The organism is Brevundimonas pondensis (assembly GCF_017487345.1).
In the GTDB taxonomy this organism is placed as follows: domain Bacteria; phylum Pseudomonadota; class Alphaproteobacteria; order Caulobacterales; family Caulobacteraceae; genus Brevundimonas; species Brevundimonas pondensis.
This window is the reverse complement of the sequence record NZ_CP062006.1, coordinates 708993-734898: the sequence shown is the minus strand read 5'-3', so window position 1 is coordinate 734898 and position 25906 is coordinate 708993. Positions and strand designations below refer to the sequence as shown.

The window sequence follows — 25906 nt, the reverse complement described above, 5'->3', positions numbered from 1 at the left end:
GGGAGAAGGAAACGGCATGCTCGCCTGACCCCACCCGCCAGCTCCCCTTCCACCGCCCGCCGCGTCAGCGAGGCGGGCGGCGGCGCTGAAGCAGCCAAAGGGCGACAGCGCCTTCCGAAGGTCCTTGTCCTGCAAGGGAGAGAAGGCTTCTTGCACTACGGCTGCCTGGACTCAGCGACCGCCGCGCACGGCGCCGAGGAAGGTCTTCCAGTTCAGCTTGACGTCCGACAGGGCGCCGGCGCGGAAAGCCCGGCCCGCGATCCAGATCATCAGCGCCGCGAAGGCGAACATGCCGATCAGAGCACCGATGATCTCGATCAACGGCGGGCCGCTGGGCGCCCGCGCCGCCATGACAAAGGGGGTGAAGGGCGGGATCAAACTCATCACCTTGACCACCGTCGCATCCGGCGTGCGGATCGCCATCTGCATGACAAGCAGCGGCACGATCAGAACCATCATGATCGGCCCCATCAGGGTCTGGGCGTCGCGCGGCGTATCGCAAAAGGCGCCAATGGCGGCGAACAGCACCGCGTACATCAGGTATCCGCCGACCATGAACAGCAGGAAGTAGATCAGCAGACCATTGCTCAGCAGCACCGAACCGATGTCGCGCGCCACGTCCGGCGCCGCCGCCAGCAAGCCGATGCCGCCCAGCCCCCCCCAGGCCAACAGCACCGTCAGGGTCAGCAGGGCCACGCCCAGCACCTTGCCCGTCAGGATTTCTGTGGCCGATGCCGAGGACAGCAGAACCTCCAGGATCTTGTTCGATTTCTCCTCCATGACGCTGTTCAGCAGGATGGAGGCGCCGGTGATGATCAGCGACCAAAGGATGAAGCCGACCGCCAGACCGACCACCGTCGGCAGCTTGTCGCGGAAGGAGACCTCGCCGCCCGAGCGCGCCTTGGGCGAGAAAACGGACAGATCGGGACGGAAGCGGTCCGTCTGGGCCACCACAGCGGGGTCGATGCCGCTGGAGGTGAAGACGCGATGACGGTTGGCGTCCTTCAGGGCGTCGCGCACGGCGTCCTCGACCGCGTCGTCAGTGGCGCGAGCTGTCCAGATGCGGGCGGCGGGCTGGCCGCTCGCCTCGGTCAGGAAGACGACGGCGCTCAGTTTCCGCCCCTCCGGCGCATCGTCGCTGACGTAGCGACGCGCCAGCGCGTCGCGCGCCTCGCCGGGCGCAGCGGCCGCAATCTCGGCGGGCGGCGCGACCAGGGTCAGGCTGCGCCTGGGCATGTCGAAGGCGGCGCCGGCGCGGGGAGCCTCGCGCTTCAGGGCGGCGACTCCAGCCTCGAAGCCTTCGGTCTCAGCGACCTGACGCACGCGGTTGCCCCCCTCGACGCCCGCCTCGGGAATGGCGGCCATGCGCAGGGCGCTGATGTCACCCTTCTGCTGTTCCGTCTCCAGCGCCTGACGCACGGCGGCGGCCACGCCCGACCCGGCCGGAGCCTCGTCCACCAGGGCGACCTGACGCACCGGCTCGGCGCTCTTCATCAGAATGGGAATGGCGCCGCCCAGAGCCCCGAACAGGGGGAAGGCCAACAGCGACAGCCAGAAGCCGACCGTCTTGGCATAGGCCATGAATTCGCGTCGAGCGATCAGAAGGATGCGGTTCATCGGACGGCCTCCGCCTTGTGTCCATCGCGGGCGACGCTCTGGTCTTCGTCCGGGTGATCTCCGGTCAGGGCGATGAAGGCGTCATGCAGGGTCGGCTCCTTGATCTGGAAGCGACGCACGTCCAGTCCGCTCAGAAAGGCCGACTTCAGCGCCTCCTGCCCGCCCGCACCCTGGGCCAGGCCGGCCCGTATCGTGCGCGCGCCGTCATGGTCGTGCAGCACCTCGACGCCCGACACGCCCGGCAGGGCGGAAACGGCCGAGGGGTCCAGCGCCCCCTCCAGTTCAAGGAAGCGCGGCGAGGTCGCACGGGCCTGATCCACCGTGCCCTCGAACGCCTTCTTGCCGCGCGCCAGAAGCACGACCTTGTCGCACAGGCGCTCGGCGTGCTGCATGACATGGGTCGAGAACAGGACGGTCGCGCCGTCGGCGGCCAGGGCGCGGATCATGGCCTCCAGCCCCTGCTGGTTCATCGGGTCGAGGCCGGAAAACGGCTCGTCCAGGATCACGAACTCGGGGCGATGCACCACCGAGGCGATCAGCTGGACCTTCTGGGCCATCCCCTTGGACAGGTCCTTCATCTTCTTCTTTTGCGCGTCGCCGAGGCCCATCTGCTCCAGCATGTCGCGGGCGCGCTTGCGGCCTTCAGCTGCGGGCAGCCCCTTCAACCCGCCGAAGAAGGCGATGGCGTCGACCGGCGTCATCTTCTTGTAGAGGCCGCGCTCCTCGGGAAGAAAGCCGATCCGGTCGCGAACCTTGCGCCCGTCGTCCGCGCCGAGGATGTCGATCCTGCCCGAGGTGGCGGGTTGCAGACCCAGGATCATGCGCAGAGTCGAGGTCTTGCCCGCGCCATTGGGACCGAGAAAACCGCAGATCATGCCCTTCTCGACCTGAAAGCTCAGATCCGAGACAGCCTGAAAGCCGCCGTATCTCTTGCTGATTCCGTCCAGCGTCAGCGCCGCGTCCATGGCGTCCCCCATTCGTCGATGGACGAATCCTAGCGGCGGGAGGCGGTCAATGGAAAGGCCATTTTACATTACAGATCAGTCATCATCCGTGCCTGCCCTGTCAGGCGCTGACCTTCACGGCGAAGGACTGGCCGACGACCTTGGTCGGGTTCACCTGGCCGCCGTTGCGACGCACCTCAAAATGCAGGTGCGGACCGGTCGAATAGCCCGTTGAACCGACCAGGCCGATCCGCTCGCCCGAGACGACTTCCTGCCCCGTATGCACGTCAATGCGGCTGAGGTGACCGTAGACGCTGCTCAGGCCGTTGGGGTGCTTGACCTCGATGAAGTTGCCATATCCGCCCGCCTGGAATCCGGCGCGGACCACACGCCCCTCGGCGGTCGTATAGACGCTTGTGCCCTTGGGCGCGGCGATATCCACGCCCTTGTGGGCGCGCGCCTTGGCCTCGATCGCCAGCTTGCGCAAACCAAAGGCGGAGTTGATGCGATAGCCCTTCACCGGGGCTTCAAACAGGACCTGTCGGGTGACGGGCCCCGCCGGCTTGGCCACGGCCTGCACAGGCGGCGTGGCGGGGGCGGACAGATCCTCGACCTTGTCGGGCACAGGACCGGCGGCGCCCAGAGGGGCGCCAGCCATGGCGAGAACGGCGGTGGCGGCGACGACGCTGGTCTGGCCGAAACGGATCGCAAGCGGCCTCACGGCCGGAGGAAGAAAACGCATACTGAAACTGCACTCCTGGCGCTCAAACTGCGAGCGGGAGGGCCGTCATGATCACGCGAAACAGGCAGCGCAGATGGCGGAAAAACAGTCGCCGACGGCCGGGGTTGGTCGCCTTTTGCCATCACACCGGGACGTGAATGGGGCGCGCACGGGGCGACAAGGCGTCGCACGGCGGGAACCCGGGCGCCCCACCCCAAACGAAAGGGGCCGCGCGACCTGCGCCGCGCGGCCCCTCCCCTGTCTTGGGAACGCCTTACAGCGGCAGGGTCAGTTGGACCACGCCCATGTGGCTATCGGCCTGATCACCGAACCGGCCCTTGTAGCCGATGGAGACCTTCAGGCGGTCCATCACCGTGCCTTCGATGCCCGCCGAGGCCAGGAACTGACCACCCCAGGGTTGATCGACGTTCCGCGCCAGAACCTGGGCCGGGTTGCCGGCGATACCGGTGCGAACCGGGTCGCTGTCGTCGCTGAGGCTGTCGCGATAGCCGCCCTCGGCGAAGAAATGGAAGCGGTCGATCCCGCCCTCGGCGCGCAGGGCGATCTCGGCGGTCGCGCCCTGGACCGAGCGGTCCTGATAGGCGTACTGCGCGGCCGGTCCCTGCTCGACGAAGCCGTCCACGTCGCTGTTGATCCAGGCCACGGCGGCGCGCGGGGACACAGCGACGCCGCCCATGTCGAACCACATCCCCCCCTGCAGGCGCGCCCCGGTCGAGACGCCGCGGGTCGAGCCGGTATGGACGATGGGCGCCAGAGAGGTCAGGCGGCTGATGTCGTTGAAGTCGTCCTGGGCCACGCCCGCCGCTGCGTTGACGAACAGATCGCCCGAGCGCCAGCCGCCGTAGATATCGAGGCCGAAGCTGTCCAGATCGACATTCAGAGCGCCGGCATCGACGTCCGCATTGCGATAGCTCCCCGCCAGGCCGAACTTCATCGTCTCGGTGCCGGACTCCAGGGCAATGCGCACGCCGTAGCCGTCAGAGGTCGCCTCGCCGATGGCGCCGCGCGCGTCGGTCTTGGTCCGGTCGACCAGGGCCGCGACCGAGATCGCCGTCCCCGCCGTCCAGGCGTCGCGGCCCGACAGGCTGGCGGTCGAGCCATCCAACGCGTCCTCGCGGTGACGCCAGGCCGTCTCGCCCAGCACCGCCGTCTGCGAGCCCAGGTCGCCGTAATAGAGATAATCGTTGGCCAGGCGCGCCATCACGGCATGACCGGCGGCGGTCGGATGGACCCCGTCCCAGTAGAAGTAGTCGTTGGGATTGGCGCAGACCGTGACCCCGTTGAAACAGGGCTGGGTGACGTTACTCACCCCGAAGGCTGTGGGATTGGCGGCGATGACGTCCCCGACCTTGAACAGATCCATCATGATGATGTTCGTGCCCGGTCGCGCCGCCGCCGTCGTGTTCAGGCCCGTCAACAGGGCGCCGTTGAAGGTGGTCACGGCGTAGTCGGCCAGAGGTGCGGCCGGCGTGGCGCGGAATTGCGGCGTCAGGCTGAGCTTGGGCAGATTGGTGACCAGGATGGTCCCAGCCCCCGCCTGGGCTACATTGCCGACGATGAAGTTGATGTCAGCCGCCGCCGCCAGCGAGACGGGCGCAATGCTGCCCTGCGGGTTGGACGAGGCGCCCGCCGCCGGCAGCCCCTGGAAGATGTTGTTGGCGCCGCCCAGAATGCTGACCAGGTCATTGGCCCCGAACACGCCGCCACGTCCCTGATACTGGGCCAGTTGCACCCGCATTCCCGGCGGCGAGGCCTGGCTGTCGGTGCGCGCACCGCCAAAGGCGTAGTTGATGTTGCCGGTCACCGGCCCCATGAAATTGGTCAAGGTGAAGCCCAGTCGCTCGGTGAAGACCGGGCCATTCGAGAAACGCCCCTGATAGTAGGGCGGCGAGGTCGGGGTCGTGCCGCCGGTCGCCAGATAGAGGTTGCCGTTGTCAGACAGGCTGTCGCCGAAGACGACCAGGCGGTTGTAGGTCTGGGCCCCGGCGGCGTCGGCGGCCGAGACAGCAGCCAAAGTCAGAGCCGCCACGGCGGCTCCGCGAAGAAGACGAGACATCGGTGTTCCTCCCTCGACCGTCAGTATGCGGTCGTTGTCGCAGAGGATGCGCCGCTTTCAGCGCAGCGCAAGATGCCGTTACGGAACCTGAACAGCGTTCAGTGAAGCATTCTGAATCGCACTGTGCCCGGCAGGTCACGCAGGACCTTCAGCACCTCGGGATCATAGTCGCGATCCACGTCGGTGATGACGTAACCCGTGCGCTCGTCCGTCTTCAGGTGCTGGCCCAGGATGTTGAGGCCCGCGGACGACAGGGCGCGGTTCAGCTCAGCCAGAACGCCCGGCTGATTCCTGTGGATGTGCAGCAGGCGGTGAGCGCGCGACACCTCGGCCAGTTGCACGTTCGGCAGGTTGACACAGAAGGTGGTGTCGCCCCGGTTCAGATAGCCCAGAAGGCGCTCGGCGGCGAACTCGGCGATGGCTTCCTGCGCCTCTTCGGTCGAGCCGCCGATGTGGGGCGACAGGATGACGTTCTTCAGGCCCTGAAGGGGGCTGGCGAAGGGGTCGGCGTTGGTGCGCGGCTCTTCGGGGAAGACGTCCACCGCCGCGCCGGCGATGCGTCCCGACTTCAGCGCCTCGGCCAAGGCGTCGACGTCGACGACGTGACCGCGCGACAGGTTCAGGAACAGGACGCCCGGCTTCATCTTGGCGAACTGGGCCGCGCCGATGACATCGGCGTTGTCCTTGCGCCCGTCGACGTGCAGGCTGACCACGTCGGCCTCGGCCAGCAGGGCGTCCAGCGAGCGCATCCGCCGGGCGTTGCCCAGGGCCAGACGCTCCGACAGGTCATGGAAGATGACCCGCATCCCCAAGCCCTCGGCCAGGACCGATAGCTGAGAGCCGATGGCGCCATAGCCGACGATGCCCAGGGTCTTGCCGCGCAGCTCGCGCGACCCGGTGGCCGACTTGTTCCACTGGCCCTGATGCATGGCCGCCGACTTGTCGGCCACGTCGCGCATCAGGACGATGGTCAGGCCGATGGCCAGTTCGACCACCGACCGGGTGTTGGAATAGGGGGCGTTGAAGACGGCCACGCCATGTTCAGCGGCCGCTTCCAGATCGATCTGGTTGGTGCCGATGCAGAAAGCGGCGACCGCCAGCAGGCGGTCGGCCTGCTCCAGCACCCGCGCGCTGACGTTGGTCTTGGAGCGGATGCCCAGAACATGCACGCCCTTGATCGCCTCGATCAGGTCGTCCTCGTCCAGCGCGCCCTTCATGGTCTCGACGGAGTAGCCCGCCTCCTCCAGCCGCTCGACGGCGGCGGGGTGGATGTTCTCCAGCAGCAGCATCCTGATGCGGTTGCGCGGATAGGACCAGCGCCCGGCCACGCCCTCGGCGAACAGGACCTCATCCAGGGAGGCGGCGGTCGCGTCCGCGACCTCGATCACCTTCGGACGGCTGACGACCTCAGTAAAGGCGTAGAACCGGCTGGCGGCGCCGGCCAGCTTGACCTCGGCGTCGGTCCAGCCGTCGCCGACCATGACCACCGGTCCGGTCAGGTTCAGGGCCTTGATGACCTCGGGCTTGCCGTTCTCGCGCGACAGGGGGTTGGCGTCGTCCACGCCCGTCACCCGGCCCTCAGCGTCATAGATCAGGTCATTGGCCAGGACGTGATCGGCGGCGATGCCCAGACGCGCGGCCAGGGGCGCGATCACCTCGCGGAAGCCGCCCGACAGGATGTAGACCCGCTCGGCATGGCGCTCGAAGAAGTCGACGTTGCGGCGGATGGAGGCGCTGGCCTCGTCCAGAATCCGGTCCGTCAGGGCCTCGACGTGGCTGCGGTTCAGGGCCAGCAGATCCAGACGACGACGCAGGGCCGTGCCGAAGTCCACCTGCCCCGTCATGGCCTGATCGGTCAGGGCTGCGATTTCAGCCTTTTTCGCCGCCGCATCGGGCGCGTCGGACAGGGCGATGTCAGCGAGCGCCTCAAGCGTCTCGATGCGCACCAGGGTGGAATCGAAGTCGAAGATGAAGACAGGCGAAGTCATGCGCCGCACCTAACCCACCTTCGCACTTGCAGCAATAAAAAGGGGGCTCAAAGCCCCCTTTTCCGCATGAATTTTCCAAAAGCGTCACAGTTTGCCGAAGTCGCCCTTGCGTCGGCTTTCCAAGGCCGCAGCGCCGATGGCGGCGGCAATGGTGGCCACCGCCAGCAAGGCCCCGCCCTCCTTGGCGTGATCACGGGCGAAGTCTCCGGCGTCCTCAGCGTAGCGGCGCGCCTGTTTGGCGTAGCGCTTCATCGGCTTGCGGGTCTTCTTGCGCGAACGTTGCAGCCAATGCTCCGCCTGCGCGCGCGCGTCATGGCCGAACCGTTCCGCACGCTCGCCCGCATAGCCGCCCAGATCGGCGGCGCGATGCGTCAGGTCTTCGGCGCCGTGACGAACGCCACGCGCGATGTCGTCAAAGCGATGACGCAGAGCCTCGGCGTCAAACCAACCGCGCGGATCGACCCGTTCCCGGATACGCTCATACCGTGTGGGGCCGCTGCGCTGGTTCAGCAGCAGAGCCGCCAGACCGACGCCCGCCAGAACGGCGACCACGCCAGCGGCGATGCCGGGATGCTTGCGGACCTCGTCCACGGCGTTGAACTGTCGAACCATGGGCAACCTCTTTTTGAAACCACTGTCGTCAGGACAGGAGCGAACCGGGCCGGAAGAGGTTCCGTCGGAAACAGCCAAGCTGCAAGTCGCGTGGACGAGAAATCCGACGGCGTGCCCGCCCCTTACCAAGCACGCTGCGGCTCCCTATGTTGCGCCGCTTCCGACAGTTTCGCCTTATTCAGGACCTTCGCCGTGACCGATCACGCGCCCGCCGCACACCCCATCGAGCCCCCGACCGACAACCTCGCCGCCGCCTTCCAGATCGAAGGCTGGCCCGTGCGCGGCCGCCTGGTGCGGCTGGGCGAGGTCGTGGACAAGATCCTGTCGGCCCACGACTACCCCGAACCCGTCGCCGCCCTGCTGGGCGAGGCCTGCGTCCTGGCCGCCATCGTCGGCTCGGCGCTGAAGTTCGAGGGCCGCCTGATCGTTCAGGCCCAGGGCGACGGCCCGGTGCGCTATGTCGTCGCCGACTATGACACCGCCGGGACCCTGCGCGGCTTCTGCCGCTTCGATCCCGAAGAAGTCGCCAAGGCCTCCGAGGGCTTCGTGCGCCCGGGCGCGCAGACCCTGCTGGGCAAGGGCGTCTTCATCATGACGATCGACCGTGGCGAGGACTTTGAGCGCACCCAGGGCATCACCCCGATCGAGGGCGAGAGCCTGTCACTGTGCGCCGAGCACTACTTCACCCAGTCCGAGCAGGTGCCGACCAAGGTGCGTCTGGCCGTGGGTCAGGTCACGACCGACGCCGGAACGTTCTGGCGAGCAGGCGGAGCCATGATTCAGGTCATCGCCGGCGACGAGGCTCGCGGTTCGACCGAAGAAGTGTGGGAACGCACCCGCGCCCTGTTCGCCACCCTGGGCGACGACGAGTTGATCGACCCCACGATCAGCGCCGAAACCCTGCTGTTCCGCCTGTTCCACGAGGACGGCGTGCGGCTGGAAGGCGCCCGGCCCCTGGCCGCCGTCTGCCGCTGTTCCAAGGAGCGGCTGGTCACAGTGATGCAGTCCTTCCCGCCCGAAGACCGCGCCGCCATGGTCGAGGACGACGGCATGATCCACGCAACGTGCGAATATTGCTCGACCGTCTACAAGATCGATCCAAGCGAAATCGAAGCTTGAGACATGACCTCCCTCCCCTTCGTGGGGAGGGAGGTCAGTGCGTCACGCTCTTCGAGAACAGGTTGATCACCACCACCCCGCCGACGATCATCACCAGACCGATCACGGCCGGCAGGTCCAGCTTCTGCTTGAACAGGAACATGCCGATGACCGAGATCAGCACCACCCCCAGCCCGCTCCAGATGGCGTAGGCCAGCCCCACCGGCATCTGCTTCAGGGCGATGGTCAGCAGGTAGAAGGCCAGACCGTAACAGACCGCCAGTCCCGCCGTCGGCCAGGGCCGGGTGAACTGCTCCGACTGCTGCAACAGGGTGGTGCCCAGCACTTCAAAGCCGATGGCGCCCAACAGGGCCGCCCAGGTGATCGGGTTCATCAGAAACCGTGCGCCTCGGTCAGGATGCTGCCGGGCGTCAGCAGCGACAGCAGCGCCCGACGTTGCTCAGGCGAGACCTCGTGGGTGCCGAACAGGTCGCTCATCCACAGGCCGTCGGCGATCAGCCGCAGCATCAGGGCGTCGTCCTTGCCCGCCGGATCGATGGGATCGTCCTCGGCCAGGGTCCGCATCGCCGCCCGCCAGCGCGCGATCAGGCTCGGCTCCACCGCACAGGCCACCAGGGCCGCCCGGCCGATGCTGACGTCGCGCTCCGTCACCGGCTCGTTGACGGTCGCCCGCAGATAGGCCCGCGCATTGCGGCCATAGGGATTGGGGTCGCGGGCCGCCTCGGCCAGTATGGCCGCCGTCATCTCGTTCGCCAGATGGTCGATCACGCCCTCCAGCAAGGCCAGCTTGGTCGGAAAGTGATGCAGCAGGGCGCCCTTGCTGAACGGCAGACGCGCCACCACCGCGTCCAACTTCAGCCCGGTCGCCCCCTCTTCGGCGGCGGCCTCGATGGCCATGTCGATGATCTCGGCGCGGGTGGCTTCCGGCGCGCGGCGGCGAGTCTGAGCGTCCATGACGCCTTACATACCAACCGGACAGTTTCCTTTCAAACCAATTTCGCCGAACGTCGAACTTCGACTTGCCGCCCGCCGGACCGCCCCGCTACAGACAAGCGTCGCGGCAAGGGGGCTTAGCGTGATCATCGGCATCGACCTGGGAACGACCAACAGCGCCGTGGGCGTCTGGCGCGACGGCAAGGCGGAGCTGATCCCCAACAGCCTGGGTCACCTGCTGACCCCCTCCGCCGTCAGCCTGGACGAGACGACCGGCGAGGTCCTGGTCGGTCTGGCCGCGCGTGAGCGCCAGTCCACTCACCCCGACCTCACCGCCACGGCCTTCAAGCGTTACATGGGCGCCAGCCGCCCGACCAAGCTGGGCAAGCGCACCTTCCTGCCCGAGGAGCTGTCCGCCCTGGTCCTGCGCCGCCTGGCCGACGACGCCGCCGCCCATCTGGGCCAGCCGGTGACCGAGGCGGTCATCACCGTCCCTGCCTATTTCAACGACAAGCAACGCAAGGCCACACGCCGCGCCGGCGAACTGGCCGGGCTCAAGGTCGAGCGCCTGCTGAACGAGCCGACCGCCGCGGCCCTGGCCTATGGCATTCACGAACTGGACGACGAAAGCCGCTTCCTGGTCTTCGACCTGGGCGGCGGCACCTTCGACGTTTCGGTGCTGGAGATCTTCGAGGGCGTCATCGAGGTCCGCGCCTCGACCGGCGACAACCGGCTGGGCGGCGAGGATTTCAACCAGGTGCTGATCGAGGCCTTCGGCAAGGCCATGGGCGACCGCCTGTCGCCCGCGCAGCGGGCCGATCCGCATCTGCGCGAACGCATCCGCGCCGCCGCCGAGCGGGCTCGCCGCGCCCTGACCGACGGCGCAGCCGCCTCGATGGCCGTGACCTGGAAGGACGAGAGCTTCGAACACGGCTTCACCGCCGACGCCTTCGAGGAGATGTGCTCAGGCCTGCTGACCCGGCTGCGTGATCCTGTCCTGCGGGCGCTGCGCGACGCCGGCCTGCGCGCCGACGGCCTGCAGGAAATCGTCATGGTCGGCGGGGCCACGCGGATGCCGGTCGTGCGCAGGTCCCTGACCCGGATGTTCGGCCGCTTCCCCTCCAACGCCGTCGACCCGGATCAGGCCGTGGCCCTGGGCGCCGCCGTCCAGGCGGGGCTCAAGGCCCGCGACACGGCGCTGAAAGAGGTCGTCCTGACCGACGTCTGCCCCTACAGCCTGGGCGTCGAGATCAGCGAGCGCGGCCCCGGCGGCATGGTCCGCCATGGCGTTTTCTCGCCCATCATCGAACGCAACACCGTCATCCCGGCCAGCCGCATCCAGGTCTATTCGACCATGGAGGCCAACCAACGCCAGGTGAAGCTGCCCATCTACCAGGGCGAGTCCCGGGCCGTAATCGACAACATTCGCCTGGGCGAACTGGACGTCGCCGTCCCCGCCGCCCCGGCCGGCGAGATCGCCATCGAGGTGCGCTTCTCCTACGACATCAACGGCCTGCTCGAGGTCGACGTCCATGTGCCGAAAACCGGCGAGCGCCGCGAGCTTGTGATCGCCGACGAGGACGTCATGTCCGGCCCCGACTTCCAGAAGCGCCGTGAGGCCCTGGCCGCGCTGAAACACCACCCGCGCGATGCTGATGTCAACCGCGCCGTCCTGGCCCGCGCCGCCCGCTGCTACGAGGACTCCCTGGGCGACCAGCGCCACTTCATTGGTCAGCATCTGGACCGCTTCACCTTTATCCTGGAGCGCCAGGACCCGCGCGAGATCGAACACGGGCGTGCCGAACTGACCCAGGTCCTCGACCAGTTCGAAGGCGCGACCTGGCTGTGAGAACTTCCGTCTGGCGCGAGCTCGCCATCTCCCCTTCCACCGACGAGCGCGAGATCCGTCGCGCCTATGCCCGGCGGCTGAAGATCGTCCATCCCGAGGACGATCCCGAGGGCTTCCAGGCCCTGCGCGCCGCCTTCGAGCAGGCCCTGAACCACGCCCGTCACGCCGCCTGGGAAGCCGACAACGGCTGGAATGACGACGACGCCGTCGACGAGGGGCTGGACGCCCCCGCCGCGCCCCTCGGCGAGAACCACGCCCCTCCTCCCGCGACGCCCTCGACCGAAGCCTCGCCGCAAGATCCCGCCCTGGTTGCGGAAATGGCCCGCGACCGCGCTGACCGCGACGAGCATCAGCGCCGCTGCGACGCCCTGTCCGAGGCCCTGCGACAAGCGGCGCCCGATAGCGAAACAGTCCTGACGGCCCTGGTCGCCGTCTTCCGCTCGCCGGCGCTCGGCGCGCTGGACGTTCATGACTCCACCGAGCATTGGCTGGACCAGCTGGCGGCCCAGCGAGGGCCGGGCTTCGAGGTCCTGCTGGAGCCGACCATCACCTTCTTCGGATGGGACCACCGGCCTGTCGGCGACCACTGGCGCCCCGGTCTCGGCGCCTTGCAGCACCGCGCCGATCTCGAGACCCTGAAACGCCTGCGTAGCCGGGCGTCGGCCGGACACGTCGCCTTCATGGCTCTCAGCCGGCCCATCGGTCCGCGTGAACGGATGCAAGCCCGCCTGCGTCCCGAACTGGGCCGCCAGATCAGCGACCTTCTGGCCCGCATAGATCATGAGGTCCCCTATGTTCTGAACTACCTGAACCCCGCCGCCGTCGCCTGGTGGCGCGAGTACCTGTCTCGCCCTCGCTTCGGCCTCGGCAGCATCTGGTTCGCAGGCATTGTCACCCTTCTCTCCGCCCTGGTCGTCAGCGCGGGCGCGCCCGCCGGAAGCGAGGGCGTCGGCTTCCTGGCTGGCGCCGGGGTGGGCCTGTCGGGGTCCATTCTGTTGGCTCTGGCTGGCCACTACCTGTTTGTCCTGCCCCGTTGGCGGCGGAGGGCCGGCTTCACAGCGGACAGCTTCTGGCGCGCCTGTGGCTGGGCGCCGGTCACGGCGCTGCTGATGCTGTTGAACGCCTTCCTGCCGCCTGACCCAAGCCCCGTTCAGTCGATCGCCGTGCCGGGGGCCGTCCTGGCGGGCATAGGTCTGATCTGGTGGGCTGCTCTCGTCAGCGACGCCGACCGTTGGAGTCAACGCCTCCATTGGCTCTGGACATGGCCCGGCCTGTTCATTCCGTTGTGGTTCGTCGCCGTCGCACAGATGGAAAACCGTCCCGCCTTCTATCTGACCCTGGTGATCGTCATGTTGCTGATGCCGGTAGGCGGACTGCATCTGGCACGACGCTGGCCCGCGCGCGGTGCGGCGCACATACTGGCCAGCGGCGTGCTGATCGCCGCCGCCGCCGTCGGCGCGGGTCTGGCTGCAGTCTCGCCATCATTCTGGGTCGGCGCCCCCGCCGCAGCCATCCTGTTTCTCGCCGGCGCCGCCGGCGCCGTAGCCGCCGCCAGTCAGCACCCGCTGATGCTGAACCTGCGCCGATGGGGCACGCCTCTGGGACTCGTGGCGATCTTCATCGGGCTGGTCGCTGTGGATCCGGCCGATCAGACGCCCGCCATCGTCTTCTTCGCCTGGGGCGGCGCCTGGATCGGCGGCGTTCTGGCCCTGACGACGCTCGGCGACCTGCTCCTTGCGCACTGGCCACAAAGAGCGCGCAAGCGCCACAAGTCCGCCGACCACATCGCCTGACGCCTTGTCGCGCCAGCAGACGTGGCGGTCGGGCGCGGGCCGCGCTATAGGCCCCGCCATGGCTGCTCGTCCCCCTCTCGTCGCCCTCAAAGATGTCCGTCTGCAGGATGGTCAGCGCCCGCTGTTCGACGGGGTCGATCTGGCGGTCGAGCCGCGCAGTCGCGCCGCCGTGGTCGGCCGCAACGGGGCCGGCAAGTCGACCCTGATGAAGGTGGTCATGGGCTTGGTCGAGGCCGACAGCGGCGACCGCGCCGTCCAGGCCGGCACCCGCTTCGCCTATGTGGCCCAGGAACCTGACATTAGCGGCGACACCCTGCTGGACTACGCCGCCTCGGGCGGGGCCGAGCGCTGGACCGCCGAAAGCTGGCTGACCACCTTCGGCCTCAACCCCGAAAAGCCCGCCCAGAACCTGTCCGGCGGCGAGACCCGCCGCGCCGCCCTCGCCAAGGCCTTCGCCGAAGAGCCCGACGTCCTGCTGCTGGACGAGCCGACCAACCACCTAGACATCCTGGCCATCGAACTGCTGGAGAACGAGCTGGTTCAGGCCCGCTTCGCCGTCCTGGTGGTCAGCCACGACCGCGCCTTCCTGAACAAGGTGACGAATACCGTCCACTGGCTGGACAACCGCCGCGTCCGCACCCTGAACAAGGGCTTCGACGCCTTCGACGACTGGGCCGCCAAGGTTCAGGAAGAAGAGGCCATCGCCCTCGAAAAGCTGACGAAAACCATCGAACGCGAGACCGAGACCTTCTACCGCTCCATCACCGCGCGGCGCACCCGCAACGAGGGCCGCGCCCGCAACCTGGCCGCCCTGCGCGCCGAACGCGCCGAGAAGATGAAGGACGTCCCGCGCGACCTCTATCTGGGCGTCGATTCCGGCGCCGTCTCGGGCAAGCTGGTGGCCGAGCTCAAGGGCGTGACCAAGGTCTTTGGCGACCGCGTCATCTTCAAGAACCTGACCACCCGCGTCATGCGCGGCGACCGTCTGGCCATCGTCGGCCCCAACGGCGCGGGCAAGACCACCCTGGTCAAGACCCTGCTGGGCGAGCTGGTGCCCGACGAGGGGACCATCCGCCTCGGCGCCAATCTGGAACCCGTCTATCTGGATCAGTCGCGCGAGGGGCTGAAGTCGGACATGACCCTGTGGGACGCCCTGACGCCCGGCGGCGGCGACAGCATCATCGTGCGCGGCTTCTCCAAGCACGTCGCCGCCTACGCCAAGGACTTCCTGTTCCAGGAAAGCCAGCTGCGCCAGCCGATCTCGACCCTGTCCGGCGGCGAGCGCAACCGCCTGCTGCTGGCGCGCGCCCTGGCCAAGCCGGCCAACATGATGGTCCTCGACGAACCGACCAACGACCTCGACATGGACACCCTCGACAAGCTGGAAGAGCTGCTCGAGGGCTATGACGGCACCCTGATCCTAGTGTCGCACGACCGCGACTTCGTCGACCGTCTGGCCACCTCGACCATCGCCATGAACGGGCGCGGCGACATCGTCGAAACCCCCGGCGGCTGGCAGGACTTCCTGCGCCAGAACCCCACCTTCCTCGCCCCGCCCCCGACCCACGCGGAAACAGCCCCCAAGGCCCCGCCCCGGTCGCCGCCGCCCCCAAGAAGCAGGTCAAGCTCTCGTATAAAGACGCGCGGCGTCTGGAAGAGGTCGAAAAGCTGATGGAGACCCTGCCGGTCGAGATCGCCAAGCAGGACGCTATCCTGGCCGACCAGAGCCTCTACACCCGCGACCCCGCCGCCTTCGACCGCGCCATGAAGGCCGCCGACAAGGCCCGCGCCGACCTCGAAGCCGCCGAACTGGACTGGCTGGAGCTGGAAGAGAAGAAGGCGGCGCTGGCGGGCTAGATAATGGCGACGGCTCTAGAAAAGCCGTCGCCATCATCAGGACAGGAAGCTACTCAACCCTCTGGATACTGGGCTGAGCAAGCAGCCTCAACGTCAGCCAGACATTGCTCGAACGCGGCCTCCGCGGCTGAACCCGGACTGGGCAAATAGACGAACCCGTCGGACGTTCGCGGCAAGCAGGCGTCGTAACCTTGGAAATAGCAGCGTACGTAGTCGGACTCCGTTTTAGCCTCCGCCTTGGTCGCGCCTGTCGTTGAAGCGCCAGCAAAACCCGCGCCGATCAACAGGGCCAGCGCCGAAAGGCGCGCGACGTTTCGTTTGGATTTCATCATGGAACCACCCTCCCTGGAGACAACCTCCACGTGAAATGAGAGCGAGAAATCACAATTTACAAAACACGAATATGTGAAAATACACCGAATGGCCGCCCCCGGCGTCAACGCAGCACCGGCTCCACGTCCACCAGCACCACGTCGTGCATCTGGTTCAGATAGGCCTCGTAGTAACCCTTGTGCGAGCCGCCCACGAGGGCCAGCATCTTCACGCCGGGCTTCATCCCCATGACGTCGCGCATGTTGGCGACCATGCGCAGGTTCCGCGTCTCATAGGACGCCAGATACATGCGGCCGAAGCCCTCGGGCGAAGGGTCCTTCTGGGCCGCGCCGAAGTCGCTCTCATAGGCCCGGCGCATCGCCTCGGGGCTGTTGTAGTAGCGATAGAGGTTCAGCAGGCCGTCGGGCTGCGACAGCCCGGCTTCGAACGGCGCCTCCGCCGCGCGGCGCTCCTCGCTCGCCGGATTGTTCCAGACCTGACGGATCGCCCGGGCATAGCCCCTGATGTCCGCCGGATAGCGGTCGGACGAGTGGTCGTCGACGCTCCACACCCGCTCCAGTCCCAGGCGTGCGGCCAGGGCAGCGGCGACGGAATCGCTCTCGTTGATGCTGTCGACCAGCGTGTTCAGCTGGGCCACCAGGGTCGCGTCCAGCCCCTCGCCCTCGCGGCGCTCCGCCGGGGCCAGACGCAGCCACTGGACCAGGGCCGAGGTCGGCTCGCCCGCCGCCAGGAAGATCGCGGCCAGACGGCGACGCTGTTCCGGGCTCGGCGCCGCGGGCCATTCCGCCAGCAGCCGCTCGGCCTCGGCGTTGGCCGCCGGGACGTCCAGCCCCGCCTGCTGACCGGCATGGCTGACGTCCGGGCAATAGTCGCTGATCGACACCCTGTAGCGCTGCGGATAGCGGCGCATGGCGTCGCATTGCAGGCCCGAGACGTTCTCGATGGCGATCACTTCAGGGGCCCAGGCCGCCAGGCGGTCCAGCAAGGGCGTCAGCATCTCGGCCTTCACCGCATCGCCCATCTGGGCCAGGTGGGGCGAGCCCACCACCAGCACCTGATTGACCGGCCCAGCGGGCGGTCCCTTCAACTGGTCCGGGTGGAAGGTCGGACGATAGGTCTGGGCGGCGGCGGCCCCCGTAAGAGCCAGGGTGACGCCGAGGGCCAGAAGACCGGCGGTGGAACGGACAGAAATCACGGAAGCAGCCTTGAGGGATCGACGCGCCGTCGGCGACGCAAGCGGAGCCATTAAAGCGAATCCGGTCCGCCGCCCCGTTAAATCCTGCTCATTAACGCTAAGGGCCGCTTTCCTGTGGACAGTCGCAAACCCTTGATCCGCGAATGCGAATTCCGTCCGTCCACAGATATCCACAGACTTGCCCACCGGGGCCGAGGCGATTCCGCACAGCCAGCCGAATTCGGACGCTTGCCGAATAGCGGTTTCCGCGAGAACGTCAACAGGCCAACGGGACACGGCGGCGCGGAAATCCAAGACCCAGCAATGGGTTAGAGAGATTTCAAGCGAACCGGCCCGGCTCTCTGACCCAGGGTTCCAAGCCTCTTCGGAGGATGCGGAAACACCGACGCAGGGCCACAGGCTCCCGATCCTTAAGCGCCTCGGCGCGGGGATCACGGAGAACAAGGCCAGGATCGAAGACGACGCGTCCCGACGACGCGCCCGACACGACCAGGAGCCGCCAGGAGACCAGCCGACGCCGCCGGGTTCGCCCGACGGTCCAGAGCGAAATCGGTTTGAACGCTTGCGCGTTCAAACTCAGATCTTCGCTTCGGAACAAGGCCAGGCCCTGACCCGAACGGCCAGGTCCAACCCGGACTTGGCGAGGGGACGCGATCAGGGCTTCGGCCAGGCTTGCGTCCCCTCGCTCAATTCCGGTGTGCAGTGCGGCGCCGCCGACCTTTCCAAGTCCGCCGCCGCCCCCTAAACCATCTCTCAATGACCTTCGACCGACTCTCCCGCCGCCATCTGCTGCTGGGCGCCGCCGGCCTGACCGCCGTCAGCTCCCTGTCCGCCTGTGGTCGCGCCGAGGCGCCGGTGGACGAATCCGGCCGGGTGCGCCTTCGCCTGGCTTCTGGCGGCACGGTCACCGCCGCCCACGGAGGCTTCTATCAGGCCATCGCGACGGGGGCCTATGAGCGACGCGGCCTGAACGTCGAGATCCTGACCGAGGCGGCGGGCGCCGACGTCCCGGCCCTGCTCGCCGCCAGCGCCGTCGAACTGGCCATCGGCGCCGACAGCTTCGCCCCCCTGCGGCTGATCGCCGACCGCGCGCCGGTCAAGGCCGTCGCCGCCTTCCTGCAGAAGGACCCCGTGGTCCTGATGGCCCGGCCCAACCAGCCGCTGGAGACCCTGTCGGCCCTGCGGGACCGGCCCATCCTGATGAGCTCCGCCGACCAGGCGGGCTTCTGGAACTGGCTGCGCACCCGCTTCGAACTGGCGACCGATCAGGCCCGGATCGGAACGGCCGAAGACAACCTCGCGGCCTTCCGCGACGATCCCAAGGCTGTCCTGGTCGGGCGGCTGACGGCCGGAGACCCCGCCATGATCGCGCGCGAGGCCGGTTTCACGCCACGCGTCCTGATCCCCGCCGACGACGGCTACCCCTCCTATGGCGGCCTGGTCCTGGCCCCCAACGCCTTCGCCCGCGACAACGCCCGGGCCCTGCGCGACTTCATCGCGGCCTCGGTCGAGGGCTGGCGCGACTATGTCCATGGCGACGGGTCCAAGGGCGACGCCCTGATCCGCCGCGCCAACCCGGACCTGAACCAGCGCCTGCTGAACGCCGTGCGCGACAGCCTGCGCACCGAGGCCGTGGTCGATGGCGGCGACGCGGCCCTCTACGGCCTGGGGACCATGACGCCCGACCGCTGGCAAGCCTTCGCCGAGCAGACCGAGATCGCCTATCCCTCGGTGCCCGATTGGCGTGAAGCCTTCACTACACAGTACCTGCCCGGCCGGGGGTAGGCCCCGCGTTAGCGCCGGATTAAGCCGTCTCGGCCTAGGTTGCTCGCTTACCGCCGTCTCTTGCAGGAGGCCGTCCGTGCGACGCCCGCCGATCACCGCTATCCTGACTGCCGGGGCCTGCGCCCTGGGCGTCGCCGCGCCCGCTGCGGCTCAAGAGGGTGCGGCGCGCGACGGACAGCGCTATCTGGCCTGGCCGGGCAAGGCCCAACAGCCGGACACGTCCTCGCTGACCAACCCCGCCCTCCAACCCGTCGTCGACGCCTCCCCGTCAGCCACGTCCGCCCTAGTCACGCGTCGCCGCGCCCCGATCATTCCGCACGGCGGTTTCGGCCGTCTGCCAGACACGGCGCCCTCGCAGAACCTGACCCCGGCCAGCGCCTGGCTGGGACCCAATGCGCCGACCTACCAGCCCGCGCCCCCCCCGCGCGTCCATGCGCCGCCGCCAGACGCTGCGCCTGTCGCGCCCCCCACGGCGGAGGCGCCCGTTGACGCGCCCATGCCGGCACCGACGGCCATAGCGCCTGCTCGGGCTGCTCCCTGGGTCGCTGCACCGGCGCCGAGGCCCGCGCCGACGCGCGACTGGAATCCCGCACCGGTGCATGCCGCGCCCTCGCCGGCGCCGGACGAAAGCGGCCCTGCCTTCTCCGAAGCCGCGCCGTCGGTCGCCCTGCCCCCACACAACGAACCGGCGCCCGCGCCGCCGACGCCTGTTCCGGCTTCAACCGCTGTTTCCGTTCCGGAGTCCATCGTCGAAGCCGCACCGCCGCCCATGGCCGTCGCGCCTGTCGTCGATATCCCGGCGCCGCCTCCCGCCATGCCGACCGTCGAGGCGCCCCGGCCGACCGAACCCGCGCCGATCACAGCCGCGCCAGACACTCCGGCCTTCGACCCCATGGCCCCGCGCCGCGACGCGCCCATCTTCCGCTTGCAACGCCCGGCGCCTGAACCCGCCGCTCCGGCTCCGCTTCCCTCCCCGGAGACGGCGGCGCGTCAACCGCAGACCCAGGCCCAGGCCCAGGCCGCGCCGCAGCCTCTGCAAGCCGCTCCGCAAGAAGGCGCACGCTATTATTCTCTGCACCGACAGGCGGGACGCCAGCCAGACGCCACGCCCCTGCCGGCGGCTGTCTATCTGGACGCCCTGCCCGTCGAACTCGACACCCCGCCGGCTTCGGCCGATCTGGCGGAACCGCCCGCAACGCCTAATCTGGCGCGCACAGCCAACGGACGCGTCCGCGCCGTTCCCGATACTGAAGTCCAAGATCAGCCATGAGCGACGGCGCAGCTACTCCCTCCATCGTCGATCCTGAATCGCGACTGCCGGACCTGATCGCGCTGGCTCAGGAGCCGTCCAGCGAAAAGCGCCGCGCCCTGTTGCGCGAACTGACGGACTGCTTTTTCGGCGCTACACAACGCAGCGAAGCTGAAACCGCACTATACGGATCAGTCCTCGGGGATCTGACCGAGGCCATGGAAACGGCCGTGCGCGCCGAGTTGGCCGCACGTTTCGCCGACGCGCCTGACGCTCCGCATCAACTCATCCGCCGCCTGGCTGAGGACGAAGCCGAAGACGTCGCCGAACCTGTACTGCGCGCCTCTCCCGTCCTGACCGAGGCTGACCTGATCCACGTCATCCGATCGCGTGGACAGGGCCACATGCGCGCGGTCAGCCAACGCGCCGAGGTGTCCGAAGCCGTCTCCGACGCCATCGTAGAGCGGGGCGACGACGAGACCCTGGGCGTTCTGCTCGGCAACGACGGCGCCTGCCTGTCTCGCGCGGCGTCCGAGGCCGCGGTCGGACGGGCGCGCGCCAACCCTGCCCTGCACCAGGTCACGGTTGAACGATCCAGTCTGCCGCCCGACCTGTTGAACGACATGTATTTCGAAGTCGAGGCTCGCCTGCGCCAGCGTATTCTGGAGCAGAATGCGCGCATGGACCCCGCCTTGCTGGAAAGCGCCCTGGCCGCCGGCCGCACCCGGATCGCCACCGACGACGGCGCCTTGCCTCCGGACTACGCGGAAAGCCTGGCCTATGTGGAAGAGCTGCGCGCCGCCGGGCAGCTGACGCCGCAAATGCTGGCCCGTTTCCTTCGCTCGGGCGGCCGCACCTCCTTCCTGATCGCCCTGTCCCAACTCGCCGACATCGATTTCCACACCGCCCGCCAGATCATCGAGCGTCGTGAACTGGATGCCCTGGCCGTGGTCTGCAAGGCCGCGGACCTGGATCGCGCCCTGTTCCTGACCTACGCCGTGGTCCTGCTGAACACCGACGGCGACGCCATGGGCAAGGCGCGCGCCTACGCCGGCATGTACAACGACCTGACCCACGAGGCCGCTCAACGCACCTTGCGTTTCTGGCGCATGCGCAAGGCCGTACAGGCGGCTTGAGACCGGATCGCGGCGCATCTCCCTCCCTTGCGGGGGCGGAGAACGCGCCACCCGGTGCGCTCAAGCCCAGGAGGCTATAGCCCCCCGCAATGCAAAGCGCCCGCCCTCCTTTCGGAAGACGGGCGCTGCATCCAGGCCTGAAAGATCAGGCTTACTTCTTGGCGCGGGTGGCGCGGGCGGGTTTGCGGCCGCCCTGACCCAGGCCCATTTGCTTGGCCAGATCCGAACGGGCCTTGGCGTAATTCGGAGCGACCATCGGATAGTCCTTGGGCAGACCCCACTTGGCCCGATACTCCTCGGGGCTCATGTTGTACTTCGTGCGCAGGTGGCGCTTCAGCGACTTGAACTTGCGGCCGTCTTCCAGGCAGATCAGGAAGTCGGGCGTGATCGACTTGCGGACCGGAACCGCCGGCTCCTTGGGCTCGGGCTCGACCTCCACCGGGGCCGACGACACGCCCGACAAGGCGGCGTGGATTTGAGCGATCAGACCGGGCACGGCGTCGGCCGAGACGGTGTTGTTGCTGACATAGGCCGACACGATGTCCGCCGTCATTTCAAGCAGTTCGGGTTTTTCTTCCATGGGGGGCTCGCCTTCTACAGAACGGATCAGCCTCGACTGATCAGAAACGACCCGCCGGCGCATGGTTTCATACGGATGTTCGACGACGAACGCAATGCAAGCATAGTCTAGACGAGAAACGACCAATTCCTCTGTTGATCCCGCTCGAAATCAGTCGTCGCGATTCATCGACCGAAGTTCTCCGCCAACGCCAGCATGGCCGCCTTCTCAGGAGCGGAGTATTCGTCAATCAGCGCTTCGTCGCCATCGCGTATCGCCTGAAGCAAGGCAGGCGTCAGAGCGGAAGACAGGGACCAGTTCCAATATCGCAACACGGTTTGCGCCCGGTCCACGGCCAGCATCTCATAGGTGACCTGGACCCTTTCCCAATCGGGATGGACATCACCATCAGGCGTCAGTTCAGGTCTGCGCATGGCGCGCCACAAGGTCTGCAGGTCCAGTCGGGACAGACCTGTGGCCTTGCACAGGATCGCCACCGGCTCGCCGCCCGCATCGCCCATGATCTTGGCCGCCGTCAGCGGCTTGACCCCTGACAGATAGCCGATCTCGCTTACGATCTCGCGCTTCAGGCCCGCGCCCGCGGCGGCGACGGCAGCCTCCAGCCCGGCATAAGGGCTTCTTTCGATAGCCGCGCGGTTTCTCTGGCGCCGCTCGATGAATTGCAGGGCCTTGCGCGCCACTGGATCGGTCCAGCCTTCAGCCGCGACCATGGCGAACAGGTCCTCGACGCTGTCCTGCAGCACTTCACGCGAAACGGCGAAGCGCTGCAGCACGGTGCGGCGCTCTTCCGGTCCACACCACCAGAACATCACATAGGCCCCGGATGGCCGCAGTTCGGAGCGCCGAAGCAATGGCGCGCATAGCCCTGGGCTTAGCCGGCTGAGCGCCACCACGCCTTCAATGGCCGTCTGCGAAAGACGTGCCGAAGCACTCTTCAACACAGCCTCGATGACATCATCCTCACCAAAGCTCAGCAGGACTTCCGTCACCACCTCGGACAGACCCCGCCGCGCGGCGATCAGAAGTCTGTGCGGGGCGTCGGCGTCACGAGCACAACCGATCAGATCGACATCGGTCAGCGAGGCGCACTGCTCAATCAGCGGGGCGGCCACCGACGGCTCATCGCGCAGAAGTATACGGACAAGGCTGTTCGGGGCCTCGGCCAGAGGCGCCAGGCGCATGGCCACGCGCCGACGATCCTCGAGCGGCGCCAACCGCAGCATGTCCACCAGCAGGTCACCCGTGACCGCACGCTCGAAGGCGTTGATCCGGCTGGCCGGCAGGCAGACGACATCGGTCAGCCGCCGCAACAGAACGTGGCGCGCCTTCGACGTCGCTTGTGGAACGTCCGGTTCAGACATGGCGGCCGAGCTCGACATGACTTCTACCCTAGCGCGAGCCGGTTAACCGTGCGTGAGGGCGCTTTGTCTGTCTTACAGCCCCTCGAACAGCGCCGTGGACAGGTAGCGTTCGGCGAAGTCGGGCAGGACGACGACAATGGTCTTGCCGGCGTTTTCGTCCAGAGCGGCCTGACGGAAGCCGGCGACCAGGGCCGCGCCCGAGCTGATGCCGACCGGCACGCCGTCGGTGCGGGCGACGCGGCGCGCCATGTCGAAAGCGTCCTCGTTCGAGACCTGCTCCACGCCGTCAATGACGCCCGTGTCGATGACCGGCGGGATAAAGCCCGCGCCGATGCCCTGGATCTTGTGCGGGCCGGGCGCGCCGCCCGACAGGACGGGCGAGGCGGTCGGTTCGACCGCGATCATCTTCACCGCGGGCTTCTTCAGCTTCAGCGCATGGCCGACGCCGGTGATGGTGCCGCCGGTGCCGACGCCCGAGACGACGATGTCCACCGCACCGGCCGTATCGATCCAGATTTCTTCCGCCGTCGTGACCTCATGAATGGCCGGGTTGGCGGGGTTCTCGAACTGCGAGGGGCTGACGGCGCCAGGCGTGCGGCTCAGAATGTCCTGGGCCATGCCGATGGCGCCCTTCATTCCCTGTTCGGCCGGGGTCAGCACCAGCTCAGCGCCCAGCAGGGCCAGCATCTTGCGACGCTCGATCGACATGCTCTCGGGCATGACCAGGATCAGCTTGTAACCCTTGGAGGCCGCGACGAAGGCCAGGGCGATGCCGGTATTGCCGCTGGTCGGCTCGACCAGGACGGCGCCGGGCCTGATCTTGCCGGCCTGCTCCAGGGCCTCGATCATGGCCACGCCGATGCGGTCCTTCACCGAGTTGATCGGATTGAAGAACTCCAGCTTGGCCAGCACCGTCGCCTTGGGCGCCAGCTCCTTCGTCAGGTTGGGCAGCCGAACCAGGGGCGTGTCGCCGATGGTGTCGACGATGCTGTCATAGATCCGGCCGCGTCCGGCCTTCTTGTGGCGGCTGGCGTCGTAAGCGGTGTCGGACATGAGGAGCGCTCCGTAGCGGCGAGTTCAGCTTAAGTGACAGCCCTTATACGCCCGAGGCAAGATCACGCCGCACAGGAATTCTATGGGCCGGTTAAGCTTGGCTATCAGGGCCGCCGCGCCAACCCCCGCCGCGCAGCATCAAAGGGCAGGACCTCGCGAATCGAGATCAAGGTCTTAAAGGCTCGAACCCGGGCGTCGTCGTTCAGCACCTCGCGGGTGAAGACCTCGTAGGCCTCCATGGTCGGCACGCGGACATAGAGGACGAAGTCGGTCTCGCCGGTCACATACCAGGCGGCCTGGACCTCGGGCCGTGCGGTCAGGCTGTAGATCAGGGCGTCCAGGACGCCTGTCCCCTCGCGTTCCATCTCGACCAGAACATGCATGGTCAGGGCGCGTTCCAGCCGCCCTTCGTCAATCACGGCTACATCGGCGACGATGACCTTCTCATCCCGCAGTCGGCGCAGACGGCGCGACACCGCCGATTCCGACAGGCCCACCTTTTCCGCCAGCATCCGCGCCGGCTGCAGATTGTCGCGCCGGACCAGATCGAGCAGGCGACGATCGAAATCGTCGAGTGTGACGGTTTCTTGCATATGACATCTTTCTAACGCGGATTTATTGCATTCTATCAGCAGAAATCAGCGAGAAACACAGGCGGCTTTTCACTAGGTTCCCGGCCGATGTCCTCCCCGACCCTGCACCTGAATTCGCCGCGCCTGACGGCCGCCCTGCCCTACCTCGCCCTGGTCGGCGGGATGGTTTCTCTGGCGGTCGGCACCTCCTTCGCCAAGGGCCTGTTTCCGCTCGTCGGCGCCGAAGGCACGGCGGCCCTGCGGGTCGGTCTGTCGGCCCTCGTCCTCATCGCCATCTGGCGGCCGTGGCGGTTCCGCCTGACGCGCGCCGACGCCGGACGGGTCTTGCTGTACGGTCTGGTCCTGGGCCTGATGAACCTCAGCTTCTACATGGCGCTGCGGACCATTCCCCTGGGTCTGGCCATCGCCATCGAGTTCAGCGGGCCACTGACCCTCGCCCTGATCCATTCGCGGCGGCCGGTGCATTTCGCCCTGGTCGGCCTGGCCGTCGCCGGCCTGGCCATGCTGCTGCCGATATGGAGCGGAGTCGAAGGGCTGGACCCTGTCGGGGTCGGGTACGCCGCCTTCGCCGGCCTGTGCTGGGCTCTCTATATCGTCTTCGGCAAGCGCCTGTCGCACATGCACGCGGGTCAGTCAGTGGCCCTGGGCATGAGCACCGCCGCCCTGGTCATCCTGCCCTTCGGCATCTCGACAGCGGGCGCGGCGCTTCTGGCCCCCTCGGTCCTGTTGCTGGGTCTCGGCGTCGCCCTGGTCTCCAGCGCCCTGCCCTATTCGCTGGAGATGATCGCCCTGCGCCACATTCCCAAGCGCACCTTTGGCGTCCTGCTCAGCGTCGAGCCGGCCATCGGCGCCATGGCGGGCATGGTCCTGCTGCATGAACAGCTCAGCCCGATGCAGTGGCTGGCCATCGGCTGCATCATCGCCGCCTCGATCGGTGCAGTGCTGACCGCGCCTCGTGGCCAGGGCCAAACCCTGACAGAGCCCGGCGCACCGGCCTGACGCCCATGAAGATCCTGATCGCCTGCCTGCGCGCGCCGGTGCTGAACATCGCCGCCGGGGGCCTGTTCGGCCTGATCCTCGCCGTCGTCATGCTACTGGTCATCCGCCGCAT

General features: G+C 67.7%; 21 protein-coding genes and 1 pseudogene. 8 read left to right on the top strand and 14 right to left on the bottom strand.

The window, feature by feature from the left end; translation table 11 throughout:
* Nucleotides 1–171: 171 nt before the first annotated feature.
* The 6 genes from IFE19_RS03910 to IFE19_RS03885 all read right to left on the bottom strand — a co-directional run bounded on the left by IFE19_RS03910 (nt 172) and on the right by IFE19_RS03885 (nt 7959).
* On the bottom strand, nt 172–1617 hold the full coding sequence (locus tag IFE19_RS03910) for an ABC transporter permease (protein ID WP_207825884.1): 1446 nt from the start codon (nt 1615–1617) through the stop codon (nt 172–174).
* Nucleotides 1614–2582: an ABC transporter ATP-binding protein gene (locus IFE19_RS03905; protein WP_207825881.1), complete on the bottom strand. Its 969-nt coding sequence runs from the start codon at nt 2580–2582 to the stop codon at nt 1614–1616. The genes IFE19_RS03910 and IFE19_RS03905 overlap by 4 nt, the downstream gene beginning before the upstream one ends.
* A gap of 100 nt (nt 2583–2682) precedes the next feature.
* Complete coding sequence (locus tag IFE19_RS03900; protein ID WP_207825871.1) at nt 2683–3303, bottom strand: M23 family metallopeptidase; 621 nt, start codon at nt 3301–3303, stop codon at nt 2683–2685.
* A 253-nt stretch (nt 3304–3556) separates the two neighbouring features.
* Complete coding sequence (locus tag IFE19_RS03895) at nt 3557–5359, bottom strand: autotransporter domain-containing protein (RefSeq protein ID WP_207825869.1); 1803 nt, start codon at nt 5357–5359, stop codon at nt 3557–3559.
* A 98-nt stretch (nt 5360–5457) separates the two neighbouring features.
* Nucleotides 5458–7347 carry a phosphoglycerate dehydrogenase gene (gene serA / locus IFE19_RS03890; RefSeq protein WP_207825860.1) on the bottom strand — a complete coding sequence of 630 codons (1890 nt, stop codon included), beginning with the start codon at nt 7345–7347 and terminating at the stop codon, nt 5458–5460.
* 84 nt (nt 7348–7431) lie between these two features.
* Entirely contained in the window at nt 7432–7959 is a 528-nt protein-coding gene (locus tag IFE19_RS03885) for a hypothetical protein (protein ID WP_207825858.1), read from the bottom strand.
* A gap of 192 nt (nt 7960–8151) precedes the next feature.
* Here IFE19_RS03885 and IFE19_RS03880 point away from each other — a divergent pair, with 192 nt between their 5' ends.
* The gene (locus IFE19_RS03880; RefSeq protein ID WP_225910385.1) at nt 8152–9078 is read left to right on the top strand and encodes an Hsp33 family molecular chaperone; all 927 of its coding nucleotides are present in this window, start codon (nt 8152–8154) and stop codon (nt 9076–9078) included.
* Nucleotides 9079–9112: 34 nt separating this feature from the next.
* Here the strand turns inward: IFE19_RS03880 and IFE19_RS03875 are convergent, their stop codons facing one another.
* Nucleotides 9113–9451, bottom strand: a complete 339-nt coding sequence (locus IFE19_RS03875; RefSeq protein WP_207825854.1) for a DMT family transporter — start codon at nt 9449–9451, stop codon at nt 9113–9115.
* The gene (locus IFE19_RS03870) at nt 9451–10032 is read right to left on the bottom strand and encodes a TetR/AcrR family transcriptional regulator (protein ID WP_207825852.1); all 582 of its coding nucleotides are present in this window, start codon (nt 10030–10032) and stop codon (nt 9451–9453) included. Before IFE19_RS03870 ends, IFE19_RS03875 begins: the two co-directional genes overlap by 1 nt.
* A 121-nt stretch (nt 10033–10153) precedes the next feature.
* Between IFE19_RS03870 and IFE19_RS03865 the strand changes: the two genes are divergently transcribed.
* From IFE19_RS03865 to IFE19_RS03855, 3 genes and pseudogenes are all read left to right on the top strand, one after another.
* Nucleotides 10154–11860: an Hsp70 family protein gene (locus IFE19_RS03865; protein ID WP_207825851.1), complete on the top strand. Its 1707-nt coding sequence runs from the start codon at nt 10154–10156 to the stop codon at nt 11858–11860.
* The gene (locus IFE19_RS03860; RefSeq protein WP_207825849.1) at nt 11857–13653 is read left to right on the top strand and encodes a J domain-containing protein; all 1797 of its coding nucleotides are present in this window, start codon (nt 11857–11859) and stop codon (nt 13651–13653) included. The genes IFE19_RS03865 and IFE19_RS03860 overlap by 4 nt, the downstream gene beginning before the upstream one ends.
* 58 nt (nt 13654–13711) lie before the next feature.
* Nucleotides 13712–15510: pseudogene (locus IFE19_RS03855) on the top strand (ABC-F family ATP-binding cassette domain-containing protein).
* Between the two features lie 53 nt (nt 15511–15563).
* On the opposite strand, the gene IFE19_RS03850 reads toward IFE19_RS03855, so the two are convergent.
* Both IFE19_RS03850 and IFE19_RS03845 read right to left on the bottom strand, forming a co-directional pair.
* Complete coding sequence (locus IFE19_RS03850) at nt 15564–15842, bottom strand: hypothetical protein (RefSeq protein WP_207825848.1); 279 nt, start codon at nt 15840–15842, stop codon at nt 15564–15566.
* A gap of 104 nt (nt 15843–15946) precedes the next feature.
* The gene (locus tag IFE19_RS03845) at nt 15947–17038 is read right to left on the bottom strand and encodes a DUF5694 domain-containing protein (RefSeq protein ID WP_225910384.1); all 1092 of its coding nucleotides are present in this window, start codon (nt 17036–17038) and stop codon (nt 15947–15949) included.
* Nucleotides 17039–17794: 756 nt separating this feature from the next.
* Between IFE19_RS03845 and IFE19_RS03840 the strand changes: the two genes are divergently transcribed.
* The 3 genes from IFE19_RS03840 (at nt 17795) to IFE19_RS03830 (ending at nt 21208) form a co-directional block, all read left to right on the top strand.
* Nucleotides 17795–18823, top strand: a complete 1029-nt coding sequence (locus IFE19_RS03840) for an ABC transporter substrate-binding protein (protein ID WP_225910383.1) — start codon at nt 17795–17797, stop codon at nt 18821–18823.
* A 76-nt stretch (nt 18824–18899) separates the two neighbouring features.
* The gene (locus IFE19_RS03835) at nt 18900–20093 is read left to right on the top strand and encodes a hypothetical protein (protein ID WP_207825845.1); all 1194 of its coding nucleotides are present in this window, start codon (nt 18900–18902) and stop codon (nt 20091–20093) included.
* Nucleotides 20090–21208 carry a DUF2336 domain-containing protein gene (locus tag IFE19_RS03830; protein ID WP_207825843.1) on the top strand — a complete coding sequence of 373 codons (1119 nt, stop codon included), beginning with the start codon at nt 20090–20092 and terminating at the stop codon, nt 21206–21208. Before IFE19_RS03835 ends, IFE19_RS03830 begins: the two co-directional genes overlap by 4 nt.
* 151 nt (nt 21209–21359) lie before the next feature.
* Here the strand turns inward: IFE19_RS03830 and IFE19_RS03825 are convergent, their stop codons facing one another.
* The 4 genes from IFE19_RS03825 to IFE19_RS03810 all read right to left on the bottom strand — a co-directional run bounded on the left by IFE19_RS03825 (nt 21360) and on the right by IFE19_RS03810 (nt 24795).
* Nucleotides 21360–21788, bottom strand: a complete 429-nt coding sequence (locus IFE19_RS03825; RefSeq protein WP_207825841.1) for a MucR family transcriptional regulator — start codon at nt 21786–21788, stop codon at nt 21360–21362.
* Nucleotides 21789–21952: 164 nt separating this feature from the next.
* The gene (locus tag IFE19_RS03820; protein WP_207825840.1) at nt 21953–23167 is read right to left on the bottom strand and encodes a DUF2336 domain-containing protein; all 1215 of its coding nucleotides are present in this window, start codon (nt 23165–23167) and stop codon (nt 21953–21955) included.
* Between the two features lie 54 nt (nt 23168–23221).
* Nucleotides 23222–24202, bottom strand: a complete 981-nt coding sequence (gene cysK / locus IFE19_RS03815; RefSeq protein WP_207825838.1) for a cysteine synthase A — start codon at nt 24200–24202, stop codon at nt 23222–23224.
* Nucleotides 24203–24306: 104 nt separating this feature from the next.
* Entirely contained in the window at nt 24307–24795 is a 489-nt protein-coding gene (locus IFE19_RS03810) for an Lrp/AsnC family transcriptional regulator (RefSeq protein ID WP_207825836.1), read from the bottom strand.
* Between the two features lie 87 nt (nt 24796–24882).
* Between IFE19_RS03810 and IFE19_RS03805 the strand changes: the two genes are divergently transcribed.
* A complete protein-coding gene (locus IFE19_RS03805) occupies nt 24883–25794 on the top strand; it encodes an EamA family transporter (RefSeq protein WP_207825834.1) in 912 nt (303 codons plus the stop codon).
* The last annotated feature ends 112 nt before the right edge of the window (nt 25795–25906 follow it).